The 21,341-nt window shown below is 37.7% G+C and carries 21 protein-coding genes; 16 read left to right on the top strand and 5 right to left on the bottom strand.

The annotated features are described in order from the left end of the window. Positions 1-46 precede the first annotated feature (46 nt). The gene (locus tag F7888_RS08700) at positions 47-1,039 is read left to right on the top strand and encodes a Gfo/Idh/MocA family protein (RefSeq protein ID WP_225228672.1); all 993 of its coding nucleotides are present in this window, start codon (positions 47-49) and stop codon (positions 1,037-1,039) included. Between the two features lie 59 nt (positions 1,040-1,098). Here F7888_RS08700 and F7888_RS08695 read toward each other — a convergent pair whose 3' ends face one another. Continuing rightward, on the bottom strand, positions 1,099-2,013 hold the full coding sequence (locus tag F7888_RS08695; RefSeq protein WP_191778782.1) for an ArsR/SmtB family transcription factor: 915 nt from the start codon (positions 2,011-2,013) through the stop codon (positions 1,099-1,101). Between the two features lie 267 nt (positions 2,014-2,280). On the opposite strand from F7888_RS08695, the gene arfA reads away from it, so the two are divergent. The 8 genes from arfA (at position 2,281) to F7888_RS08655 (ending at position 10,299) form a co-directional block, all read left to right on the top strand. Next, a complete protein-coding gene (arfA, locus tag F7888_RS08690) occupies positions 2,281-3,771 on the top strand; it encodes an arabinosylfuranosidase ArfA (protein WP_225228690.1) in 1,491 nt (496 codons plus the stop codon). Between the two features lie 15 nt (positions 3,772-3,786). Then, positions 3,787-4,764: a glycoside hydrolase family 43 protein gene (locus F7888_RS08685; protein WP_191778780.1), complete on the top strand. Its 978-nt coding sequence runs from the start codon at positions 3,787-3,789 to the stop codon at positions 4,762-4,764. Positions 4,765-4,790: 26 nt separating this feature from the next. Next, complete coding sequence (locus tag F7888_RS08680) at positions 4,791-6,278, top strand: alpha-N-arabinofuranosidase (protein ID WP_191778779.1); 1,488 nt, start codon at positions 4,791-4,793, stop codon at positions 6,276-6,278. 15 nt (positions 6,279-6,293) lie between these two features. Further along, positions 6,294-6,560, top strand: coding sequence for a DUF6171 family protein (locus tag F7888_RS08675; protein ID WP_225228671.1), 267 nt, complete (start codon positions 6,294-6,296; stop codon positions 6,558-6,560). A gap of 152 nt (positions 6,561-6,712) precedes the next feature. After that, positions 6,713-7,696 (top strand): aldo/keto reductase, encoded by a 984-nt coding sequence (locus tag F7888_RS08670; protein ID WP_191778778.1) that lies wholly within the window; start codon positions 6,713-6,715, stop codon positions 7,694-7,696. A gap of 185 nt (positions 7,697-7,881) precedes the next feature. Next, a complete protein-coding gene (locus F7888_RS08665) occupies positions 7,882-8,769 on the top strand; it encodes an ABC transporter permease subunit (RefSeq protein WP_191778777.1) in 888 nt (295 codons plus the stop codon). Further along, positions 8,766-9,647 (top strand): ABC transporter permease, encoded by an 882-nt coding sequence (locus tag F7888_RS08660; RefSeq protein WP_191778776.1) that lies wholly within the window; start codon positions 8,766-8,768, stop codon positions 9,645-9,647. Before F7888_RS08665 ends, F7888_RS08660 begins: the two co-directional genes overlap by 4 nt. A 25-nt stretch (positions 9,648-9,672) precedes the next feature. Next, entirely contained in the window at positions 9,673-10,299 is a 627-nt protein-coding gene (locus tag F7888_RS08655) for a hypothetical protein (protein ID WP_191778775.1), read from the top strand. Positions 10,300-10,569: 270 nt separating this feature from the next. Here F7888_RS08655 and F7888_RS08650 read toward each other — a convergent pair whose 3' ends face one another. Further along, positions 10,570-11,088 carry a hypothetical protein gene (locus tag F7888_RS08650; RefSeq protein ID WP_191778774.1) on the bottom strand — a complete coding sequence of 173 codons (519 nt, stop codon included), beginning with the start codon at positions 11,086-11,088 and terminating at the stop codon, positions 10,570-10,572. 214 nt (positions 11,089-11,302) lie between these two features. Between F7888_RS08650 and F7888_RS08645 the strand changes: the two genes are divergently transcribed. Then, complete coding sequence (locus F7888_RS08645; RefSeq protein WP_191778773.1) at positions 11,303-11,488, top strand: sporulation protein Cse60; 186 nt, start codon at positions 11,303-11,305, stop codon at positions 11,486-11,488. Positions 11,489-11,514: 26 nt separating this feature from the next. Here F7888_RS08645 and F7888_RS08640 read toward each other — a convergent pair whose 3' ends face one another. Next, positions 11,515-12,744, bottom strand: a complete 1,230-nt coding sequence (locus F7888_RS08640; RefSeq protein ID WP_412095989.1) for a BaiN/RdsA family NAD(P)/FAD-dependent oxidoreductase — start codon at positions 12,742-12,744, stop codon at positions 11,515-11,517. 273 nt (positions 12,745-13,017) lie between these two features. On the opposite strand from F7888_RS08640, the gene F7888_RS08635 reads away from it, so the two are divergent. Beyond that, a complete protein-coding gene (locus tag F7888_RS08635; RefSeq protein ID WP_191778771.1) occupies positions 13,018-14,658 on the top strand; it encodes a putative polysaccharide biosynthesis protein in 1,641 nt (546 codons plus the stop codon). A 55-nt stretch (positions 14,659-14,713) separates the two neighbouring features. Here F7888_RS08635 and F7888_RS08630 read toward each other — a convergent pair whose 3' ends face one another. Beyond that, positions 14,714-14,929 carry a hypothetical protein gene (locus tag F7888_RS08630; RefSeq protein WP_191778770.1) on the bottom strand — a complete coding sequence of 72 codons (216 nt, stop codon included), beginning with the start codon at positions 14,927-14,929 and terminating at the stop codon, positions 14,714-14,716. A 172-nt stretch (positions 14,930-15,101) separates the two neighbouring features. On the opposite strand from F7888_RS08630, the gene F7888_RS08625 reads away from it, so the two are divergent. Beyond that, a complete protein-coding gene (locus F7888_RS08625; protein ID WP_191778769.1) occupies positions 15,102-15,815 on the top strand; it encodes a pseudouridine synthase in 714 nt (237 codons plus the stop codon). A gap of 171 nt (positions 15,816-15,986) precedes the next feature. On the opposite strand, the gene F7888_RS08620 is transcribed toward F7888_RS08625, so the two are convergent. Further along, positions 15,987-16,208: a DeoR family transcriptional regulator gene (locus tag F7888_RS08620; RefSeq protein ID WP_191778768.1), complete on the bottom strand. Its 222-nt coding sequence runs from the start codon at positions 16,206-16,208 to the stop codon at positions 15,987-15,989. A gap of 470 nt (positions 16,209-16,678) precedes the next feature. Between F7888_RS08620 and F7888_RS08615 the strand changes: the two genes are divergently transcribed. From F7888_RS08615 to F7888_RS08600, 4 genes are all read left to right on the top strand, one after another. Further along, positions 16,679-17,692, top strand: coding sequence for a potassium channel family protein (locus F7888_RS08615; RefSeq protein WP_191778767.1), 1,014 nt, complete (start codon positions 16,679-16,681; stop codon positions 17,690-17,692). 20 nt (positions 17,693-17,712) lie between these two features. Then, positions 17,713-19,125, top strand: a complete 1,413-nt coding sequence (pepV, locus tag F7888_RS08610) for a dipeptidase PepV (RefSeq protein WP_225228670.1) — start codon at positions 17,713-17,715, stop codon at positions 19,123-19,125. A gap of 65 nt (positions 19,126-19,190) precedes the next feature. Beyond that, positions 19,191-20,390, top strand: coding sequence for an MFS transporter (locus tag F7888_RS08605; protein ID WP_191778766.1), 1,200 nt, complete (start codon positions 19,191-19,193; stop codon positions 20,388-20,390). Positions 20,391-20,627: 237 nt separating this feature from the next. Continuing rightward, positions 20,628-21,332: a sigma-70 family RNA polymerase sigma factor gene (locus F7888_RS08600; RefSeq protein WP_191778765.1), complete on the top strand. Its 705-nt coding sequence runs from the start codon at positions 20,628-20,630 to the stop codon at positions 21,330-21,332. Positions 21,333-21,341 lie beyond the last annotated feature (9 nt).

The following is a 21,341-nucleotide window of genomic DNA, read 5'->3' as shown; positions in this document are numbered from 1 at the left end:
TTTCTATTAATCAAGTATTTGTATAATGGAACAGGAGGCGATGTATATGACGTTCGTTAAATGGGGGATTTTAAGTACTGCTAATATTGCACAAACACAGTTAATTCCAGCAATTAAAAGGGCTAACAATGCTGAGGTTGTTGCGATTGCAAGTAGAGGGAGGAAGGCGATCGAGGTAGCAGAAAGATTGCAAATTCCTAAAGCCTATACTAGCTACGAAGAGTTGCTTGATGACCCAGAGGTTGATGCAGTCTATATTCCTCTTCCGAATACGTTACATAAGGAATGGGTCAAAAAGGCAGCTGAAAGAGGGAAGCATGTACTATGTGAAAAACCAGCTTCACTTACAGCTGAGGATACCAAAGAAATGGTAACAGTTTGCCATGAATATGGTGTTCGATTTATGGAAGCCTTTATGTACCAATTTCATCCACAGCATGAACGTGTGAAAGAAATCATACATTCTGGTGAAATAGGTGAAGTAAAACTCATGAAAGCTAGTTTTTCATTTTTCATGAATGAACCGGAAGGAAATATCCGAATGGATTCGAAGCTAGGAGGGGGAAGCATCTTTGATGTAGGGTGTTACTGCATACATTCCTCTCGTCATTTACTAGAAAGTGAGCCTGTTACAGTAGGGGTGAAATCTACGATTCATCCTAAGTATAACGTGGAGACGACGTCCGTGGTCATGATGAAAATGGAAGGTGGAGTAGATGTTGTTTTTGATTGTAGCTTTGATATGACATTTCGAAACCAATATGAAATCATTGGAACGAAAGGCACGATTAATGTACCTACAGCGTATCGTCCAGATGTAAATGGAAACATCGGAGTAATAATCGTAGAAAAGGGTTCTGTCAAAAGAGAAGAGAAAATCTTTGGAGAACAATATATCCTGCAGGTAGAGCACTTTTCAGATGCTGTTTTAGATCCAGCGATTGAATTAAAATATCCTGGTGAACTAGCTATACTAAATATGAAGGTAATCGAAGCATGCTATCAATCAATTGAATCAGGTACGTTTATTAACCTTTGATCATACCAAAACAACCATCAGATTGATTGTTCATCTGATGGTTGTTTTATTAGAAGATGTTACTTCACCACATCATAAATTAATCTAGCAATGATATCCTGTTCATAATTGCCGAAATGCTTACCGAAGATCGTTAACCCACCACTATTACCATGTTCGCTGACAGCAAGCTTAAATTTAATATCAGACTTCGATGTCAGATTGATCTCATCAATTGTTACATCTGAAATTTTGCTCCCATCCATATACGTTCCTTCATGATTAATTCTAAGCAGCTTAAGCTGTCCATATTGATTCAGATTCGGTGGCCACCATGAAGGATTACAATGCCCTTTTGTTTCACCGAAATCTCCTGGAGAGGTCCAATATCCTAATTCAATGTTATTTAAAAAGAAGTGAATATCAGATGGCCAATTATGATTATAGTTTGGGGCCTCCGATCCAAGCTCCATAATAAACTGCAATTCTCTAAACTCTTCATTTTTGTTTAAATAATTTGGAATCCGATATTCAACATACCCTTTTGTAAGCCACAAAATGTCTGCATGAATATGCTTAGGATCTGCAAAATAGCGAGGATCATCAAATTCACCGATAATACTATCCTTTGTTGCTAGCCCACATGTAGGTTCAATATGATAGTCACTATAATGGCCAACTTTGATATCATACTCATATAGATGCTCCTCAATATCCTTTTTTCGTAGATCTACTGTTAGAGAATCCTCATTTAGATAACAAATCTTTTGAATACCATGCCGGCCAACAGCAGATGTGATTTTAATCAGACCACTATCCTCTAGTTTTCTAATATGCATCGTTACAGCCCCATTTGTAAGCTTAAGATGCTCTGCTATTTCATTTAAATTCATACGCTCATTCGTCGATAGTAGATTAATTATCTCTACACGTACACTAGAACTTAATGCTTTGAATATATCTAAGCCATTTTTTAAATCTTTAATGTGAATCAATGTGACCACCCTTTCAAACGTTTAACCATTCGTTCCTTTTATTTTAGATTATTATAAAACAAAAATGTAATATTTTAAACAAAAATAAAATATATATTTGAAATCGCATACATTTTTTATTGACAAAGGATAGGTGTGAAACTAAGATGGACTTATAAGAAATATGAGAATTTTCTATCGTTTATTTTAAATAAACATAAAGTAAAAGATGGGAATATAAAATGAAGAAATGGGTGGATAACATTGACGAACAATCTTAAAGCAAAAATGATCATTGATAAGGATTATGCCATTTCAGAAATTGATTCGAGAATCTATGGTTCTTTTATTGAGCATTTAGGACGTGCAGTGTACGGAGGGGTATACGAGCCAGACCATCCGCAAGCAGATGAGAATGGTTTCAGGAAGGATGTCATTGAACTTGTAAAAGAGCTAGATGTTCCGATCATTCGTTATCCTGGAGGAAACTTTGTTTCAGGCTATAACTGGGAAGATGGAGTAGGTCCAAAGGAACTGCGTCCGAGACGACTAGAATTAGCATGGAGAACCATTGAAACGAATGAACTTGGAACAAATGAATTCGTGGAATGGACAAAGAAGGTGAATTCAGAGGTGATGATGGCTGTGAACCTTGGGACTAGAGGAATTGATGCAGCTAGAAATCTAGTCGAATATACAAATCATCCTGGTGGTACATATTGGAGTGACCTAAGAAAAAGTCACGGTTACGAGGAGCCTCATAAAATTAAGACTTGGTGCTTAGGAAACGAAATGGATGGGCCTTGGCAGATTGGACATAAGACAGCACAAGAGTATGGAAGACTTGCAGTGGAAACAGCTAAAGCGATGAAATTAGTAGACTCGTCAATTGAATTAGTTACATGTGGAAGTTCGAGTTCTAGTATGGCGACATTCCCAGAGTGGGAAGCAACGACACTTGATCATACGTATGAGTATGCAGATTATATTTCATTACACCAATACTATGGGAACCGTGATAATGACTCAGCAAGCTATCTAGCTAATTCTCTAGATATGGACCACTTTATCAAAACGGTTATTTCAACCTGTGATTATATGAAAGCAAAAAAACGTAGTAAGAAGACGATGAATTTAAGCTTTGATGAATGGAATGTGTGGTTCCACTCGAATGATCAGGATAAGAAGCTTGACCCGTGGTTGATTGCACCACCACAGCTTGAGGATGTGTATAACTTCGAAGATTCACTACTAGTAGGAAGTATGTTACTTTCCTTTTTAAGATTTTCAGATCGAGTAAAAATGGCTTGTATGGCACAGTTAGTAAATGTTATTGCTCCAATCATGACTAAAGATGGTGGGGGAGCATGGAAACAAACGATTTTCTATCCGTATGCACATGTGTCTAAATATGGACGTGGGATTGCACTACAACCTGTTGTTAACTCACCAAAATATGATTCAACTAAATTTACAGATGTGCCATACCTAGATACGATGACTGTCTATCATCCAGAAAATGAAGAATTAACGATTTTTGCATTAAATCGTAGTTTAGAAGAAGGTTTAGACATAGACTGTGATGTTCGTAGTTTTGTAGGCTATCAACTTATAGAACATATCGTGTTAGAGCATGAAAACTTGAAAGCGGTAAACACAATCGAACATGAAGCTGTTAGACCTCATTCTAATGGTGACGCAAAGGTGCAAGATGGTAGAGTTACTGCACGCTTAGGGAAACACTCTTGGAATGTTATTCGTTTAGGAAAAAGAAGCTAAGAAGGGGCGAGAATCATGAGGCTACAACAACCATATCGTAATCCAATTATTGAACAACGTGCTGATCCATGGGTGTATAAGCATACGGATGGCTATTATTACTTTACTGGTTCAGTACCGGAATATGATCGTATCGAAGTGAGACGTTCGAAAACGATTCAAGGACTTAGTGAAGCATCTCCTTGTGTCGTTTGGAGAAAGCATGATGAAGGACTTCAAAGTGCTAATATTTGGGCTCCTGAAATTCATTTCATTGATGGGAAATGGTATATCTATTATGCTGCTGCCGTCAATGATGGAACAATTGCTGGGTTATATGCTCATAGAATTTATGTACTTGAGAACGCTTCTGCTAATCCGTTAGAGGGTGAGTGGATTGAGAAGGGACAAATTAAGACTTCTTGGGAGTCATTTTCTCTTGATGCGACGACATTTGAGCATCGTGGGATTAGATATTTAGCTTGGCCTCAAAAGGATCCAAATATCGAAGGTAGCTCTAATTTATATATTGCCAAAATGGAAAATCCATGGACGATTTCCGGGGAGCAAGTCATGATTGCCACTCCAGAGTATGAGTGGGAAAGAATCGGATATTATGTAAACGAAGGCCCTGCGGTGTTAATTAGAAATGGGAAAGTGATTATGGCCTATTCAGCAAGTGCTACAGACTTTAATTATTGCATGGGACTATTAATAGCTTCTGAGGATAGTGATTTACTAGACCCAGCATCTTGGAAGAAACTACCTGAACCAGTGCTAACTTCTAGTGATGAAACAGGTCAATATGGTCCAGGTCATAATAGCTTTACAGTTACTGAAGACAATTCGCAGGATGTCTTAATCTATCATGCAAGAAATTATAAGGAGATTGAAGGGAACCCCTTATATGACCCAAATCGTCATACAAGGGCACAGGTGTTTACCTGGTCTGAGGATGGCCTTCCTATATTTGGAGCTCCGGTTCCTGATGGAAAAACGCTAAATTCAAAATAAAATTCTCATTAAGTAGGTGTAGAGTAATGACAAATAAGTTAATCGTCAATGTTGATGTTGAAAAAGGGAAGATTAATAGAAATATATATGGTCATTTTGCAGAGCACTTAGGACGTTGTATTTATGAAGGGATTTGGGTTGGGGAAGATTCCCCTATCCCTAATACGAAAGGGATTCGCAATGACGTACTGACAGCATTAAAGAACCTTCAAATTCCAGTCCTACGTTGGCCGGGTGGGTGCTTTGCTGATGAGTATCATTGGAAGGATGGAATTGGTCCTAAAGAAGGTCGCAAAAGGATGGTTAACACTCATTGGGGGGGAGTAATCGAAAATAATCATTTTGGAACCCATGAATTTATGCTACTTTGTGAGCTGCTTGAAACAGAACCGTATATAAATGGGAATGTTGGTAGTGGTACAGTTCAAGAAATGTCTGAGTGGGTCGAATACCTTACATTCAACGGGGAATCTCCAATGGCTAATTGGCGTGCTGAAAATGGTCGGCAGGAGCCGTGGAAGTTAACATACTTTGGAGTTGGGAATGAGAATTGGGGCTGTGGCGGAAATATGCGAGCAGAATACTACGCAGACCTCTATCGTCAATTTCAAACCTACGTAAGAAATTATGGTGATAACAAAATCTTCAAAATTGCGGGTGGAGCGAACTCTGGTGATTATCATTGGACAGAGGTTCTCATGAGAGAAGCAGGAAGGTATATGGATGGATTGAGCCTCCATTACTATACAATACCAGGGGAATCCTGGTCTGAAAAAGGATCTGCCTTAGATTTCGCTGAGGATGAGTGGTTCAGCGCATTTAAGAAAGCATTACATATGGATGAACTCATTACAAAGCACTCGAAGATTATGGATAAATATGATCCTGAAAAACGCGTAGGGCTTATCGTAGATGAGTGGGGTACATGGTATGATGTAGAACCGGGTACGAACCCTGGCTTCTTGTATCAACAGAACTCAATCCGTGATGCGTTAGTGGCGAGTATTCATTTAAATATCTTCAACAATCACAGTGATCGTGTGCAAATGGCAAACATTGCTCAAACAGTAAATGTTCTGCAAGCGATGATATTGACTGAAGGAGAAAAAATGATTTTAACACCTACATATCACGTGTTTGATATGTATAAAGTTCATCAGGATGCAACCAGAATTTCTCTTGATTCGGTGATTGGCAAGGTTGAAGGTGAAAATGATCAACTACCTGTCATCACATCATCTGCTTCAAAAAGTAGTGATGGAGAAGTGAACATTACCTTAAATAATTTGGATCTTAAAGGTAGTACGTCTGTTTCGATTGAACTAAGAGGGTTGGAAAAATCTATGGGTCAAGTAACTGGTACGATTCTAACAGCGACTTCAATGAATGCTCACAATGATTTCGATCACCCAGAGGAAGTGAAGCCTAAAGAATTCACAAGCTTCACCATTGAAGGGGATACGATAACGGCTGAATTACCAGCGATGTCAGTTCTATTATTCACAATCAAGTAAGTGAGTAGTTGATTTATGAATATGCAAACAGAGCAAACATGTAAAGGATGTTTTCGGTCCCCAATTGAAACAGACGAACAAGCACGAAAGCTCGTAGAAGAGCAATTGCAATTAGAAACAGACCTTGTAAGTGATGATTTATACGAAGAACGACTGAATCAATGTAAAAGCTGTCCAGCTCTATCAGGTCAATTCACATGCACTCATTGTGGGTGCTATGTTGAATATCGAGCTAAACTAGCTTACAAAACTTGTCCATATCCATTTAATCCTAAATGGTAAATGAAAGCGAAGGTAGCTCGGTGTTGAGCCAACCTTCGCTTATGTGAGTTATCAAACCTTTAAGCAAGCTGTCACATTTTACAATCGCCATGCTTGGTACTAAAATAGAAATGTAAATGCTTTCTTATGTAAGACGAATAGGAGGAATACATATGAAATATCGTCAACTCGGTAACACAGACTTAAAGGTGAGTGAAATTAGCTTTGGGACATGGGCAATTGGTGGCTCATGGGGGAAAACAGATGATCAAGAATCATTAAGAGCTCTTCACACGGCAATTGAGCACGGTGTTAACTTCTTCGATACAGCTGATGTGTATGGAGATGGACATGCTGAAGAATTACTAGCAGTGGCTACTAAAGGAAAAGAAGAGCAGATTCACATTGCGACAAAGTTTTGCCGAAAAGGAGATATCCATGATCCAAAAACCTATTCGGAGGAACAGGTTCGTACTTATTTAGAAGCAAGCTTAAAACGTTTGAATCGTGAAGCAGTAGATTTATATCAAATTCACTGTCCTGCATTTGATATTTTAAAAGATGGAAGTGTCTTTGAAGTATTAGAAAAGTTAAAGCAAGAAGGGAAAATTAGATATTATGGTGTAAGTGTAGAATCAGTCGAAGAGGGACTTCTTTGTTTAGAGAATCCGAATGTGAGTGCACTTCAAGTAATATTTAATATCTTTCGACAAAAGCCATTGGAAGAGTTATTTCCAAAAGCGGAGGCATCTGGCGTAGGGATCCTATCCAGAGTACCACTTGCTAGTGGATTATTGACCGGGAAATTTTCTGTAAATACGACATTTGAGGCCGATGATCATCGGAATTACAACAAAGATGGTAAATCTTTTAATGTAGGAGAAACATTTGCTGGCATAGAATTTAACCGTGGTGTCGAATTAAGTCAGCAGCTAGATTGGATTAAAGAGGATCGACAGTCAATGGCTACTGCGGCACTTAGATGGTGTCTAGACCAACAAGGAGTAACATGTGTTATTCCAGGATTTAAAACAGAGAAGCAAGTACTTGCTAATCTAGAAGCTGGGAATGTTCCTGCCTTTTCAGTAGAAGAATTATCTAAGCTGCAAGCTTTCTATCGTGAGCATGTAGCTGATTATATTAGAGGTTCATATTAGAAGTATGACAAAAGGAAAGTAAAAACTGGTTTGATATTTTCAAACCAGTTTTTTTGTAGAGAAAGATAAGGGAATCTAGGAAATAAGATTCACCATCCAAATGTGAGAGAAGACCTACCAATTGATGAAGTATTCTGTTAATATATTAAAATAAAGAATTATCAGAATTTAGGAGGGGCTGAAAGTTGTTAGCACGATTTATTGTTCGAACATTAGTAATCTATGTCGTTTCTGCACTCTTAATTGTGCTAATTGTATTTTTTCCAAAGGATGCGATGTTTTTTCAGGAGCCTGGAAAATTACTTCCAACCTTTTATGCATCTTGGGAAACGTATATACCTGAAACAACGACTTTTATGAAGCAAGTAATGACTGAAGGGTATTTTGGTGTGACAAGGTCACATACTCTTGTTACAGATGAAGTAGTGCGTGTATTTCCTAGAACTATGAAGATTATTATTACATCCTTCTTCTTAATTATTGTATTGGGTGTACTAAAGGGTGTGTTTGATTATCGTAATCAATATCGCCTAACGAACCTATTTGGCAACCGTTTAACCTCATTAGCACAGTCATTTCCAGATTTCTTCTTTATTATTGCTTTAATCTGGATTCTATTATTCTATTTTCCATTTATAGATGTGTTTGCATATGAAGAGTGGTATGGATTTATCCTGCCATCACTTATTGTAACGGTTTATCCAATGACCTATGTTGCTAAGATTACAATGAACGCGCTTTTAGATGAACAAAGTGAGCAATATGTTCAAGTTTCGTATGCAAAAGGGTTCAAAAAACGATTTGTCGTTACTAATCATATGTTACATAACTCTCTAGGAAATGTTTTTAGTCATTTGCCTTCTATTATGCTATTGCTGTTATCAAATCTACTAGTTTTGGAGATGTTTCTTGATTATAAGGGAGCTGCTTATCGATTATTTATGGCTATTCCACATGAAAGAGAACTGATTGTTGCACTAGCCTGGTTGTTTATGACGATTGTTTTTATTACTCAAATTGTTTCATATCTCCTTCGCTATTATTTTGACCCGCGAGAAAGGAGTGCCACATGAGAAATAGAGAGTTAACTACTGGACTTATTTTACTATCAATCTTATTAGTTGTTACATTTATTGGCCCATATCTTCCTTTTATTGATACGGAATTTGAAGAGGGAAGAATGAGGTTTTACGAAGGTAGTGGGAAATTTACAAAAGCACCTCATCCACCATCAAGTGAAGATTGGTTAGGGACTGATGGAGATGGGCGAGATATGCTTAGTCTTATAGTTGTAGGTGCAAAGGATACGTTGTTTTTTATGATTGCATGTACATTTATAAAATATTTATTAGCGATTCCATTAGGGCTGCTTGCTAGCAAAGGGAAGGGCTTCACGTATTTTGTGCTTTCAACATGGAACTCAGTTCTTTCAGGTATTCCACTTATTTTCATGGCTCTGATTTTATTTAATATGCCACTCTTTACGTATACAAATGAACGGTTTCTCCTTATTGTCTTCACAGTAGCGTTATTAGAGATTGGAAAAGTCGGTATGGTGTTCCAACAGCTTGCTAATTCTTTATCGAAAAAGCCATATATTGATGCAGCCATTACGATCGGAAGTAAACAAAGTTATATTATGTTTGGTCACTATTTACCTGTGTTAGGTCCACAGATTTTGATTAATTTCATGATGGATCTTGGAAGAATGGCATTACTGATTGGGCAGCTTGGGGTATTCAAGGTGTTCATTGATTTTGGTATTTTTCCAGATGGAACACCACCTCTTCAAAACACAGGCTATAATTGGGGTTCCTTACTTGGGGATACGAAAAATGATATTTTAAATGCAACCTGGATTCCGTTATTTCCAGCACTCGCAATTACGTATGTGATTTTCACCTTTAATTTACTAGGAGAAGGATTGCGAAAGAGATGGGTGAAAGCATAACGAATACCTTACTAGATAGACAAGTATGGAGGTGTTTCATATTCGTAAGATAATGTTTGTTATTGCTGGCTATCTTATCTTCGCCATTTTTGCATTCATCTTCATGGATGTAGTGTTAGATCCTGATTCTCCTTCAAGGGTATCAAGGGCTAAAACGGCGGAGGTAACTTCTACACAGATACCAACTAATGAACCAACGATTAAAGATGTTGGTCCAGTTACCGCAAAAGGTGGAATTGGTGATTATATGGATAAGGTTAAGGAGCAAGGAGAAGAAGAGGGGTATGTCTACAAACAGGCACAGCTAGAAACACCAACGTTAAGAGTAAGCTGTGGACGGTATGAAGGAGTCTGCTCAGATGCTACGATTTACTTTAACGAAGGAGTTTCCTCAGCTAAAGAGGCCTTTTTCCTTCTGGAAGATCATTTACCATCGGATATAACAGTCAGAGCAGACTACAGTAAGAAAAATGGCTCTGTTTATGTATATGATTTAACTAGTGAATTACTTGGTGAAAAGCTGGAGCCTTATTATAAGCAGGAGGGAGTAAGAGAACTCGGTCATTTCCATGTGTCCTTTCGTATCAACAGTGATGACGAAGTATTTGCTGCAGTCGTAAAAATAGGAGAAGAAGTTGTACACAATGATTAAGATAAATTATTTTTATGAACTTTCATTGTTAGCAGACTGAATACACGTAGACTCCTGCGGGATCAGTGGGCAAAGTGAGACCCCGCAGGAGTGTAACGACGAGGAGGCTCACCGGTCACCCCGCCGGACGCGGAGTGTATTCAGTCTGCGGTTTTATTAGCCTAACTTAAAAGTCTGCTATTTTAACAAATATCAAATATATAAGAGAACGACTCAAGTGAAAAAGATCTACCCAAAAAGTTAGTAACTAACACTTTTGGGTAGAACTTTTTATTCAGACCAAACAATTTCGCCAGATTGTTCCTTGTAGTCTATTTCAACTGAAAAGTCATGTTTTTCGTAGAAATGGACAAGTCGATCGACATGATCCCAATCTCTTTTGGCGATATCCCCAGTAATGTAAGGAATATTTTGGTCACGTGCCAGCTCTTTAAGATAATTCATACAAATAGAGCCATACCCTCTATTGGCAGGTCCTCTAATATCGTCGATATGAATATTATCATCATCTGCATATTCAGCATGAATTGAAAAATCCCATTTCCCTCGGTAAGGATTTTCACAATCATTAATCATGATTTTGCATTGATTTCCATTATCCTCAGCAGAAACGATGACCCATCTATCATCCTTCGTTTGATCAATTCCAATGATTTGATTTTTTTTGGAGATTTCCTTGATATTTTCTTGCATTCGAAATAATTGGAATTCAAGATTTACTAATTCTTTTCTCACTTCTAGCGGGTCTTTCCTCTCAAGCTCATCTTCTTGTAATCTATCAAAAAGCATGTCTAAAGGCTCCCTTCCTTGGTGTTTTTTTAGTGTGAAGTTTACATCACGGAATAAGGTATAGTATATGCGATGAACTACTGGACTGTTAAAAGCGGGGACTTAACGAAAAATACAGTTATCTATTATACAATAAAACTAGAAAAAATCAAATGGAAATTTAATTGACTGAAAATTAACATAACTGTCAATAATGGTATAGGAGGTGGAGAACATGGTTGTAAAAGTAAGGGTGTTTGATGAATGCCATGAGAAAGATTTAGAAGATGCCGTGAATCGTTTTTTAGAAACAATTGAGGTTTGGCAACTGATGGATATTAAATATCAGGTCGCTTGTTCAGCGCCAGATGAAGAAGATCAAATTTATTGCTTTTCAGCCTGTATCATCTATAAAGCCTAACAATGGATGTTAGGCTTAGATGTCTATTAATGAATTGCTTGTTTTGATTTTAGTCCTGCATTCATTCCTGCAAGACGACCAGTGACAAGAGCTGAAGTAATATTATAGCCTCCGGTGTAACCGTGGATATCGAGAATTTCCCCGCAGAAGAAAAGCCCACTCATTAATTTCGATTCCATTTCCTTTGGATGTATTTCTTTAACAGAAACACCACCACCTGTAACAAAAGCCTTTTCAATTGATAATGTCCCATTCACTTTGAACTGAAATTGTTTACAGTCCTTTGCAAAACCTCGAATAAGCTCATGTGAAAGGTTCGAAGAGGTGACAAGTGGATCAATCCCATTTTTCTCTAATAAAAATAGGAGATATCGTTCTGGAAGGAAACCTTTGAGTAAGTTTTTTAGTGCCTTTTTAGGCTCTTCCTTTGTCATTCTCAGTATGGATTGAAAAATCTCTTCTTCTTTTTGATCAGGTAGAACGTCCAAACTCATTGTTACTTCTGGTACATTGAACTTTTTCAGCGTTTGAACAACGAATTGACTGCATCTAAGTACAGCAGGACCAGAGATACCGAAATGAGTGAAGATCATATCCATTTTGTGAGTCTTAACGATTTTTCCCTTTGGATTTAAGACACTAAGTGCCGCATCCCTTAATGATAATCCTTGTAATGTTTTGTTTTTTATAAATGGTTCATTTGAAGTAACTGGAACCTCAGTTGGATATAAGTCTGTTATGGTGTGTCCCGCAGCCCTTGCCCAGGCATACCCGTCCCCAGTAGAGCCTGTATGTGGAACTGATTTACCACCAACAGCTACAACTACACAGGTTGTTTCAATATATGTACCATCTCTAAGTAATACACCGCGTACTTCAGACTCGCTGTAATCTACTTTTTCCACTGGAGTGTTTGTTCTCACGGTAACTCTTAATTGTTTTAATTGATTAATTAAAGCATCGACCACTGATTGAGCCTTGCCCGTCATGGGAAACATTCGTCCATGGTCTTCTTCCTTCAGCTTAATCCCGAGATTTTCAAAGAAACGAATGATATCCTCGTTACTAAAAATCGAAAAGGCACTATAAAGAAAACGCCCGTTACCTGGGATGTGACTAATTAGTTCATCAATTGGTAGACGGTTTGTGACATTGCAGCGCCCTCCACCTGAGATAGCTAGTTTTCTACCTAATTTCTCTCCTTTATCTAAAAGCAGGACATTAGCTCCTTTTTCTCCTGCAGCAATGGCTGCCATTAAGCCAGATGGTCCGCCACCTATTACAACAACATCATATTTCAACTAAAACACCAACCCTTATTCATTTACATATTTTCAATTATCCTAGAACTATTATATAGTAAAAAGAGAAAAAGCAAAAAGAGACACAAATTCTTCTCACTTTTTAGGGAGAGAAATGAAATGACAAGTGAATCGTTTATGTTAAAATAGTAAAGTTAAAGATAATGATACATAAGTGTTGTTCGTCTTCATACGTGAGGACATTTTATCGTAGAATGGGGATTGTTAATGTCTGAATCTAAATTACTTCGTGGTACGTTTGTTTTGACGTTAGGAACTTATATTTCTCGGATTTTAGGAATGCTCTATGTGATTCCTTTTTATGCATTAGTTAGCAAAATAGGTGGAGCATTATATTCTTATGGATATGGGCAATATACCATCTTTTTATTTATATCAACAGCGGGGTTTCCTCTAGCTGTTTCTAAGTTTGTTTCAAAATATAATTCTTTAGGTGATTACCATACAGGAAGACGAATGTTAAAGTCAGGTCTACTTGTGATGTCAATCATGGGTGTACTGGGCTTTTTGCTATTATTTTCGCTTGCTCCATTCTTAGCAGAGATTGTCCTTGGGGGAAGTGGAGATGAACATGGAAATAAGATAGAGGATGTTATTCTAGTCATGAGAATGGTTAGTGTAGCACTTATTGTTGTTCCGATGATGAGCTTAATACGTGGTTTTTTTCAGGGCTATCAATCGATGGGACCAACGGCTGTTTCACAAGTGGTTGAGCAGGTTGTTCGGATTATCTTTCTTTTAGGATCGAGCTTTGTCATCATGAAATTATTGGATGGTGAAATTGCGACTGCGGTTGCGTTTTCTACGTTCTCTGCCTTTATCGGTGCTCTTGGTGGACTTGCCGTTCTGATTTTGTATTGGTATAAAAGAAAACCATATTTAGACCAAATGCTTGAGAATAGTCGTCCTGCTTCAGTCATGACCACAAAGGAAATGTACAAGGAATTATTATCTTATGCAGGACCATTTGTCTTTGTTGGCCTTGCAATACCTCTATATCAATATGTTGACCAGTTTACCTTCAATCGGGCAATGGTGAGGATTGGACAGGCTGATGTGGCTGAGGAACTATTTGGAATGGTTAATCTCTACGTTCCTAAGCTTGTGATGATTCCTGTTTCTTTAGCGACGGCATTTGGATTGACGTTAGTTCCAACGATTACAAACTCCTATACGTCAGGAGATTTCACAACGCTTCGAAAGCAAATTGATAAAACCTTTCAAATTAGTGTCTTACTTGTATTACCTGCTGTTGTGGGTTTATCAGTGTTGGCTTATCCAGCGTATGCGACCTTTTATGAAATCAGTGAAGAGGGTGGGCGCATCTTACGTTGGTACGCACCAGTTGCGATTCTGTTTTCGTTTTTCACCCTAACAGCTGCGATTCTTCAAGGAATAAATAAACAAAAATTTGCAGTCATTAGCTTGGCGTTTGGTTTTATCTTAAAAATGATTTTTAATATTCCTTTTATCGTGTGGTTTGGTGAAATCGGAGCGATTCTTGCTACTGCCTTAGGCTATACGGTATCAATTGCTTATAGTTTTTGGATGATCTCACGACATGCAGGCTATCGCTTTAAGTTCTTTGTTAGAAGATCATTCCTAATGGCCATTTTTGCGGGAATCATGACGCTTAGCATCTTTATTGTGACGCATTTGTTTTCCTATACATTTACTTATGATGATGGAAAACTATATTCAGTTATCATTCTTCTGATAGGTGTTGGAATTGGGGCAATCGTCTATTTGTATCTATCATATCGCTCACATCTCTTGGAGAAATTAATGGGGAATCAGTTGGATCGGATCTTGAGCAGATTCAAGCGGAAAAAAGCAGTAGAACATTAAAAAAGGTGCTTGGTACCGCTTTTGCGGAGTCCATGCACCTTCTTTCACTAAAAGCTTAGAACTGTGAACCGTATCCTGGACGACGCTCAAGACGTTGAACACGACGTTCTAATTGTTCAAGTTGACGATTTGTTCTATCAAGCTCACGCTCTAAACGGTTGATTTGTTGTTGGACGTTAGATCCACCACCTGGAAATCCACCGCCACCTCCAGGAAGTCCTGGGATTGGTAAATAAATTCCACCTTGTGGTACTTGTTGACGATAATGCATATTTAAACACTCCTTTTAAGAATTTCGATTTACTAGGTATTCGTAGCATGATAGTAGTCTATGATGGGTATAAAAAAAGGTATAAGATAAATGCCTACATTCATTATATTTTTTTGGGTTGGTGCTAGGCACCGAGAGTGGGACGGAATTTATCCCGCTAGAGGAGGGAATCATGAGAATTGATAAATTATTAGCAAATAGAGGCTATGGAAGCCGGAAAGAAGTAAAAAAACTATTAAAATCAGGAATAGTGAAAGTGAATAATAAGCCGGTCAAGGATGGGAGTGCTCATTTTAATCCGACAGAAGATACTGTGACAATTCATGGTGAAGTGATTGAATATAAAGAGTTTATTTATCTCATGTTAAATAAACCTCCTGGGGTTATTTCGGCAACAGAGGACTCTATGCATGAAACGGTCATCGATATATTAGAGCTCGATGATGCAGTATATAATCCATTCCCAGTCGGAAGGTTAGATAAAGATACAGAGGGCTTACTATTGATTACAAATGATGGAGGACTTACGCATCAACTTTTATCACCGAAAAAGCATGTGCCGAAAACGTATTTTGCTGTGATAGAAGGAGAAGTAACAACTGATGATGTGATGTCTTTTCATGAAGGGGTTGTGCTCGATGATGGATATAAAACCATGCCTGCAAAGCTCGTTATTCAAAAGAGTGGGTTAACTTCAGACATTGAAGTGACGATCATGGAAGGGAAGTTTCATCAAGTAAAGCGCATGTTTGAGTCAGTCGGAAAGCGTGTCATTTACTTAAAGAGATTAAGTATGGGGCCGCTTCAATTGGATGAATCATTAGAGCTTGGTGAATATCGCGAACTTACTAATGAAGAATTAGAATTACTAAAAAATCATCATTGATAAATAGGAAAAAGCAGGGTGCGTCTGACATTGCACCTTGCTTTTATTTATACTGACAAAACAGTTACATATTAATATGTATTGTCTAGACTTCTTAAGTGTAAGTTTCATTGAGGTTCTATGATTCTTTTTTTCCTAATGATTAGGAGTAACTAAAGAATTGTAAATTAGTTACGATGTCATCTTTACTTTCTTCCTTGTTGTCGTCCATTTGCCGCGACTTGGGCTGCGAACCAAATCATTATATGCTAACACATTCAGATCGCGCTGGATCGTCCGTGGTGTAATGCCAAATTCGTCAACAAGCTCCTGTGTTGAAACAGTTCCTCTCTCATTGATAAACATGTAGACGGATTTGATACGATTTAGCATACGGTCTGTTGAAGGTTTCAAAAAACCACTCCTCATATTTTTTTCGCATGGCATGTTCGTGACAGGAAATGAAATTATCTGATGTTTCTTAACATTCTACACAAATTATCCCGCAATTACTAGGAATAATATTCTTATTTACAAGCTTTTAACACTTCTCTGAAAATCTTTAGACAGGCATCTCTCCTTTCAATTACCGACTGATCTTTGGATGGTGATCACATAAGCTGTCAGAATAAAGGATTAGCATGTTATAGCATAGTGATTGTTGCGGTTATTCATCTATATGTTGTTGGTTCTGAATAGTATGACTATTTCTACATAAATTGTCAAATTCCTTCATTTATTTCTATTATTATCATATATTATTTCTATTATTCTGTAATTTACAGTTTTATTACAAGTTGTTACCGTAGGAAATGGTTAGATATTCATACCTTTTTTAGATATAATGATTTCATTGATTAAAAGTAGATAGGGAGGAATCTTTATTGTTTCCACTCCAAAGAATCCTGTTTAGAATTGTTCGTTTAAATAACTGGGTGTTATTTTGGGCAAGTACGAGCTTAATTCTAGTTAGTACAATCGCAATGTCGACCATTGAGCCTGAAACGTTTCCAACCATATTTGATTCGTTTTGGTGGGTAATGACGACTGTCACAACGGTTGGTTACGGGGATTATTATCCAGTAACAATTGCAGGTAGAATCTACGCGGTATTTCTCTATATTATTGGAATCGGATTAATTGGGGTTGTCATTGGTAAAATTATTGATTCATTTGGTATGTTGCGCAAAATGAGGGAGGAGGGCAAATTGGACTATAAAGGAGAAAATCACATTGTCATTATTGGTTGGTCAAAAAAAGCAGAGTATGCAATTGAAGAAATTCTGCAAACAGATTCATCAATGGAAATTGTTCTTATTGATATATTAAAAAAGACGCCTATTAATAACAATCGAGTGTCTTATGTACAAGGAAGCGCGTCAAATCAAACGATCCTCCAAAAAGCAAATATTACGAAGAGTAAAGCAGTTATTATCTTTGCTGATGATACGATAGAAGATTCACTGCTTGCTGATGGAAAAACGTTATTGATCGCAACAGCTGTCGAAAGAATTGCAAGAGATGCTCATACAACCGTTGAGATTCTACATGAGGAGCATATTCAAAATTTTGTTCATGTTCATGTCGATGAGTTTGTCGTTACTCACGAGACTGTATCTAGAATGGCTGTTAGGTCAGCCTTTACTAAAGGGGTATCCTTTGTTTATTCACAATTAATGAGTCATAAATATGGAGATGATTTGTATCAATTATCGTCTAGATCCGAATGGAGGACATATCAAGACGCATTTGATGCCCTAATTAAAGAAGGTGCAACACTCATTGCTAACAGTGAAGGGATTAATATTAGTCGACGCTTAGATGAATCAATAAAGGAAGATACGACACTCTATATTATATGTGATAAAGAAACATATACAAGACTAACAAATACATAGGTTATCAAAGGAGTAATGTGATGACGATGAACAAGTGGATCGAACAAGTTCAAAAGCATAAGCAAGAAATCATTGAAGACACGCAAACCTTTTTGAAAATAAAAAGTGTCCTAGATGAACATAGTGCATCTAAGGGGGCTCCTTTTGGAAAAGGAATTAATGATGCACTTGAGTATCTGCTGACAAAAGGATCTAACGAGGGTTTCCAGACAAAAAATCTCGATGGATTTGCAGGCCATATCGAATGGGGCACAGGAGAAGAGTTGATCGGAATTCTTTGTCATGTTGATGTTGTCCCAGAAGGGGATGGATGGACAAGTGCTCCATTTGGTGCAGAAATTAGAGATGGTAAGATTTATGCTAGAGGTTCTTTAGATGACAAGGGACCAACAATGGCTGCATTCTACGCAATGAAGATTATTAAAGAGATGGACCTTCCTTTATCAAAGCGGGTTCGAATGATTATTGGCACAGATGAAGAAAGCAATTGGCAATGTGTTGAACATTATTTTAAGCATGAAGAAATGCCAACTATGGGATTTGCACCAGATGCAGATTTCCCAATTATTTATGCGGAAAAAGGAATTGTAGATATAGACTTAGTACGGAAAAATGAACCCACCGATAATCATCATGAATCGATGCTTGTGTCATTTCAATCAGGCAGGAGATACAATATGGTTCCTGATTTTGCTGAAGCCAAGGTAACCATTGCAGGAATGAAAACGTCATTTGTTGAACTCTTCAAAGAATTTCTAACTGTAAACGCTCTTAAAGGAAAGGCGATTCTTGAGGATACTTATTGTGTCTTACAGGTGGAAGGTAAATCCGCACATGCAATGGAGCCAAATTACGGGAAAAATGCAGGGGTATACTTAGCTAGCTTTTTAAGTGAATTTAGTTGGGACAAAAATGCAAACGAATTTATCAGCTTTATTGTACGATATTTTTCAAAAGAATCACGTGGGAAACAACTTGGTGTGGCATATGAAGATGACATTACAGGCGATTTAACAATTAATGTTGGGAAACTAGCTTATACGTCTGAGCATGGTGGGATGATTGGCTTAAATATGCGCTACCCAGTGACAAATGAGATTGAAAAAACACGCAATCAAATAATAAAGGTGTGTACGCAGCATTCATTTGAACTAGAGCAATTTTCTAACTCAGCACCGCATCATGTTTCAAAAGATCATCCGTTAATCGAGACACTACAAAAGGTGTACGTGGAACAAACTGGGGTTGATGCTACCCTTTTATCAATTGGTGGTGGCACCTATGCACGATCATTGAAAAGTGGGGTTGCGTTTGGTCCTTTATTTCCGGGAAGGGAAGACTGTGCACATCAAAAAGATGAACATATTTACATCGAAGATTTATTAAAAGCGACGGCTATTTACGCGCAAGCAATCTATGAACTGGCACGATAGAATTTAGTTTCTCTTTATGAAGAGTTAACTGCTTTTCGATTCAGGTGGAAGGAAGAATTTTTAAGATGGAAGTGTCATTGAAGCAAAAAACAAGTCAGCAGGAAAGAAATACAAATCTAACGATTAGTTCTTTTTATTTTATCTTTTTCTTTGGTCTTGGTACATTCACACCGCTATTATCTGTTTATTTGAAGGGGATGGGACTTTCAGGTACACAGATTGGAACAATTATGTCAGTTACGCCGGTAGTCATGATTATCGCTCAGCCGATGTGGGGAATGATTACAGATTATACTCAGAAACCGAGAGTTGTTTTAACCTTTACGCTTCTAATGGCATCGATGATTGTGATCATCTATTCAACGATTAGTACTGTCTTCGTTTTGATTATTATGGCAGGCATGCTGTCCTTTTTTCAGAGTGCAATTGTCCCGATTTCTGACAGTGTTACGATCTCCTATGTCCAAAGAGTGAAAGGGAATTACGGTTCACTTCGTTTATGGGGCGCAGTTGGGTTTGCTATTGCTGTATTATTTGCAGGGCGTCTGTCAGAGATATTTAGTTTGTCAGTGATTTTCTATACTCTTTCTGTTTCGTTATTGCTAACTGCTATTGTTGCTTGGCGGATGCCTAATGAAAGGTCTAGTGTACAGGTTGATTTGATCAAAGGTGTTAAAACCTTATTTAAATTACCTCGTTTTGTCTTGTTCTTAGTAACAACCTTCATGATCTTTGGCCCTATTTCGGCTAATAATGTGTATTTTGGGATTTTTATTACCGATATTGGTGGGACATTGACAGGGGTAGGGATTGCCTTTTTATTAGGAGCAGGTAGTGAGGCTCCGTTTATGAAGGTTGCAGGGAATTGGATTCAGCGGCTGGGTGTCATACATATTCTGATTCTAGCTGGATTAATTTCGGGTTTAAGATGGGTGTTTTATTTCTTTGAACCTTCTTTAACTCTAGTGTATGCGACCACAATTGCACAAGGCTTTTCAGTTGGTTTATTTATCCCAGCAGCCCTTCAATATGTTAGAGAAGTATCTCCGAACAATGTCAGAGCTACTGCAATTTCATTATACGCTGCGATTGGTAATGGGTTAGGTAGTTGGTTTTGTACATATGTTGGAGGAATCATTCTAGATCAATTTGGTGTGTTAACTATTTACATGTTTTTTAGCATCTTAACAGGGATTGGGATATTAATCTTGATCTGTGTAAGTAGGTTGGATAAAAGGAAAAGCTTGAGTACATATACTAATTAACAACAATAGAAGCAGTTGCATAGAAAAGATGCACTGCTTTTTTGAATCTTTAAATACCAAAGTTAGGATATAATTATGTGGGACAACAGAAGCGATCGGGACACAATCCGTCCCACTTCGGGTGCCTGGCACCACGATCGGGACGAAATTTGTCCCGGGAAATATTTTTTGTTCACCCGTATCTTTTTTTGAGTCGGTTCCGTTATATAAGGTGAAAGGTAAAAAGGAGTGAAAGAGATGACTGCTAAGCTTAGAATGTGTAATTCGATACTTCGAGGTGATGAAGGAGGAAATCAAGACGAAGGTGGATTTATAGATTTATATCAAAAATTGCGGAAGTATTGCTTTTTTCTTTCCAAAGATAAATGGGAGGGAGAGGATTTAGTTCAAGAGACAATGTTGAAAGCGATAAAAAAGTATGATGACCCACAAGGTCTTAACTCAGCTTTGTTAAATAAAATTGCTTATCACCATTGGATCGATCAAATACGAAAAAAGAAGGAATCGTTGCTTGATGAAGTATTAGAAACCTCTTGTCCTACTTTAGATACTTATTCTGAGGAACGTTCTTACTTAATCAATTTGTTATTAAACCAGCTTACTCCTAACCAAGCTAGCATTTATATTCTAAAAGAAGCCTTCTTATATAAGTCAAAGGAAATTGCAGACTTATTAGGGACTACTGAAATGGCTGTTAAAGCGACGTTATATCGCGCGAAAAAGCGTCTTGAAACTTTACAACTCGATGAGGATGAGACAGCAGAGATGATTTTAAGTGACGAGCAGACAGCTTTAGCGAATCTATTTCATTATTCACTGGAGCATGAGGATCCTTCCATCTTGATTAAGACTCTTTCTTCACCAAGAGTAGTAGAAATGACGATTCCAAGTATCACAAGAAAGCAACACGATTCCACTCTGACCCTTTCAATGGCTGCATAACGATTCATT

This window comes from Litchfieldia stipae (genome assembly GCF_014837155.1).
Taxonomy (GTDB): Bacteria; Bacillota; Bacilli; order Bacillales; family Bacillaceae_L; genus Litchfieldia.
Note: the sequence above shows the minus strand (reverse complement) of the source record. Positions and strands in the feature narration are given on the sequence as shown.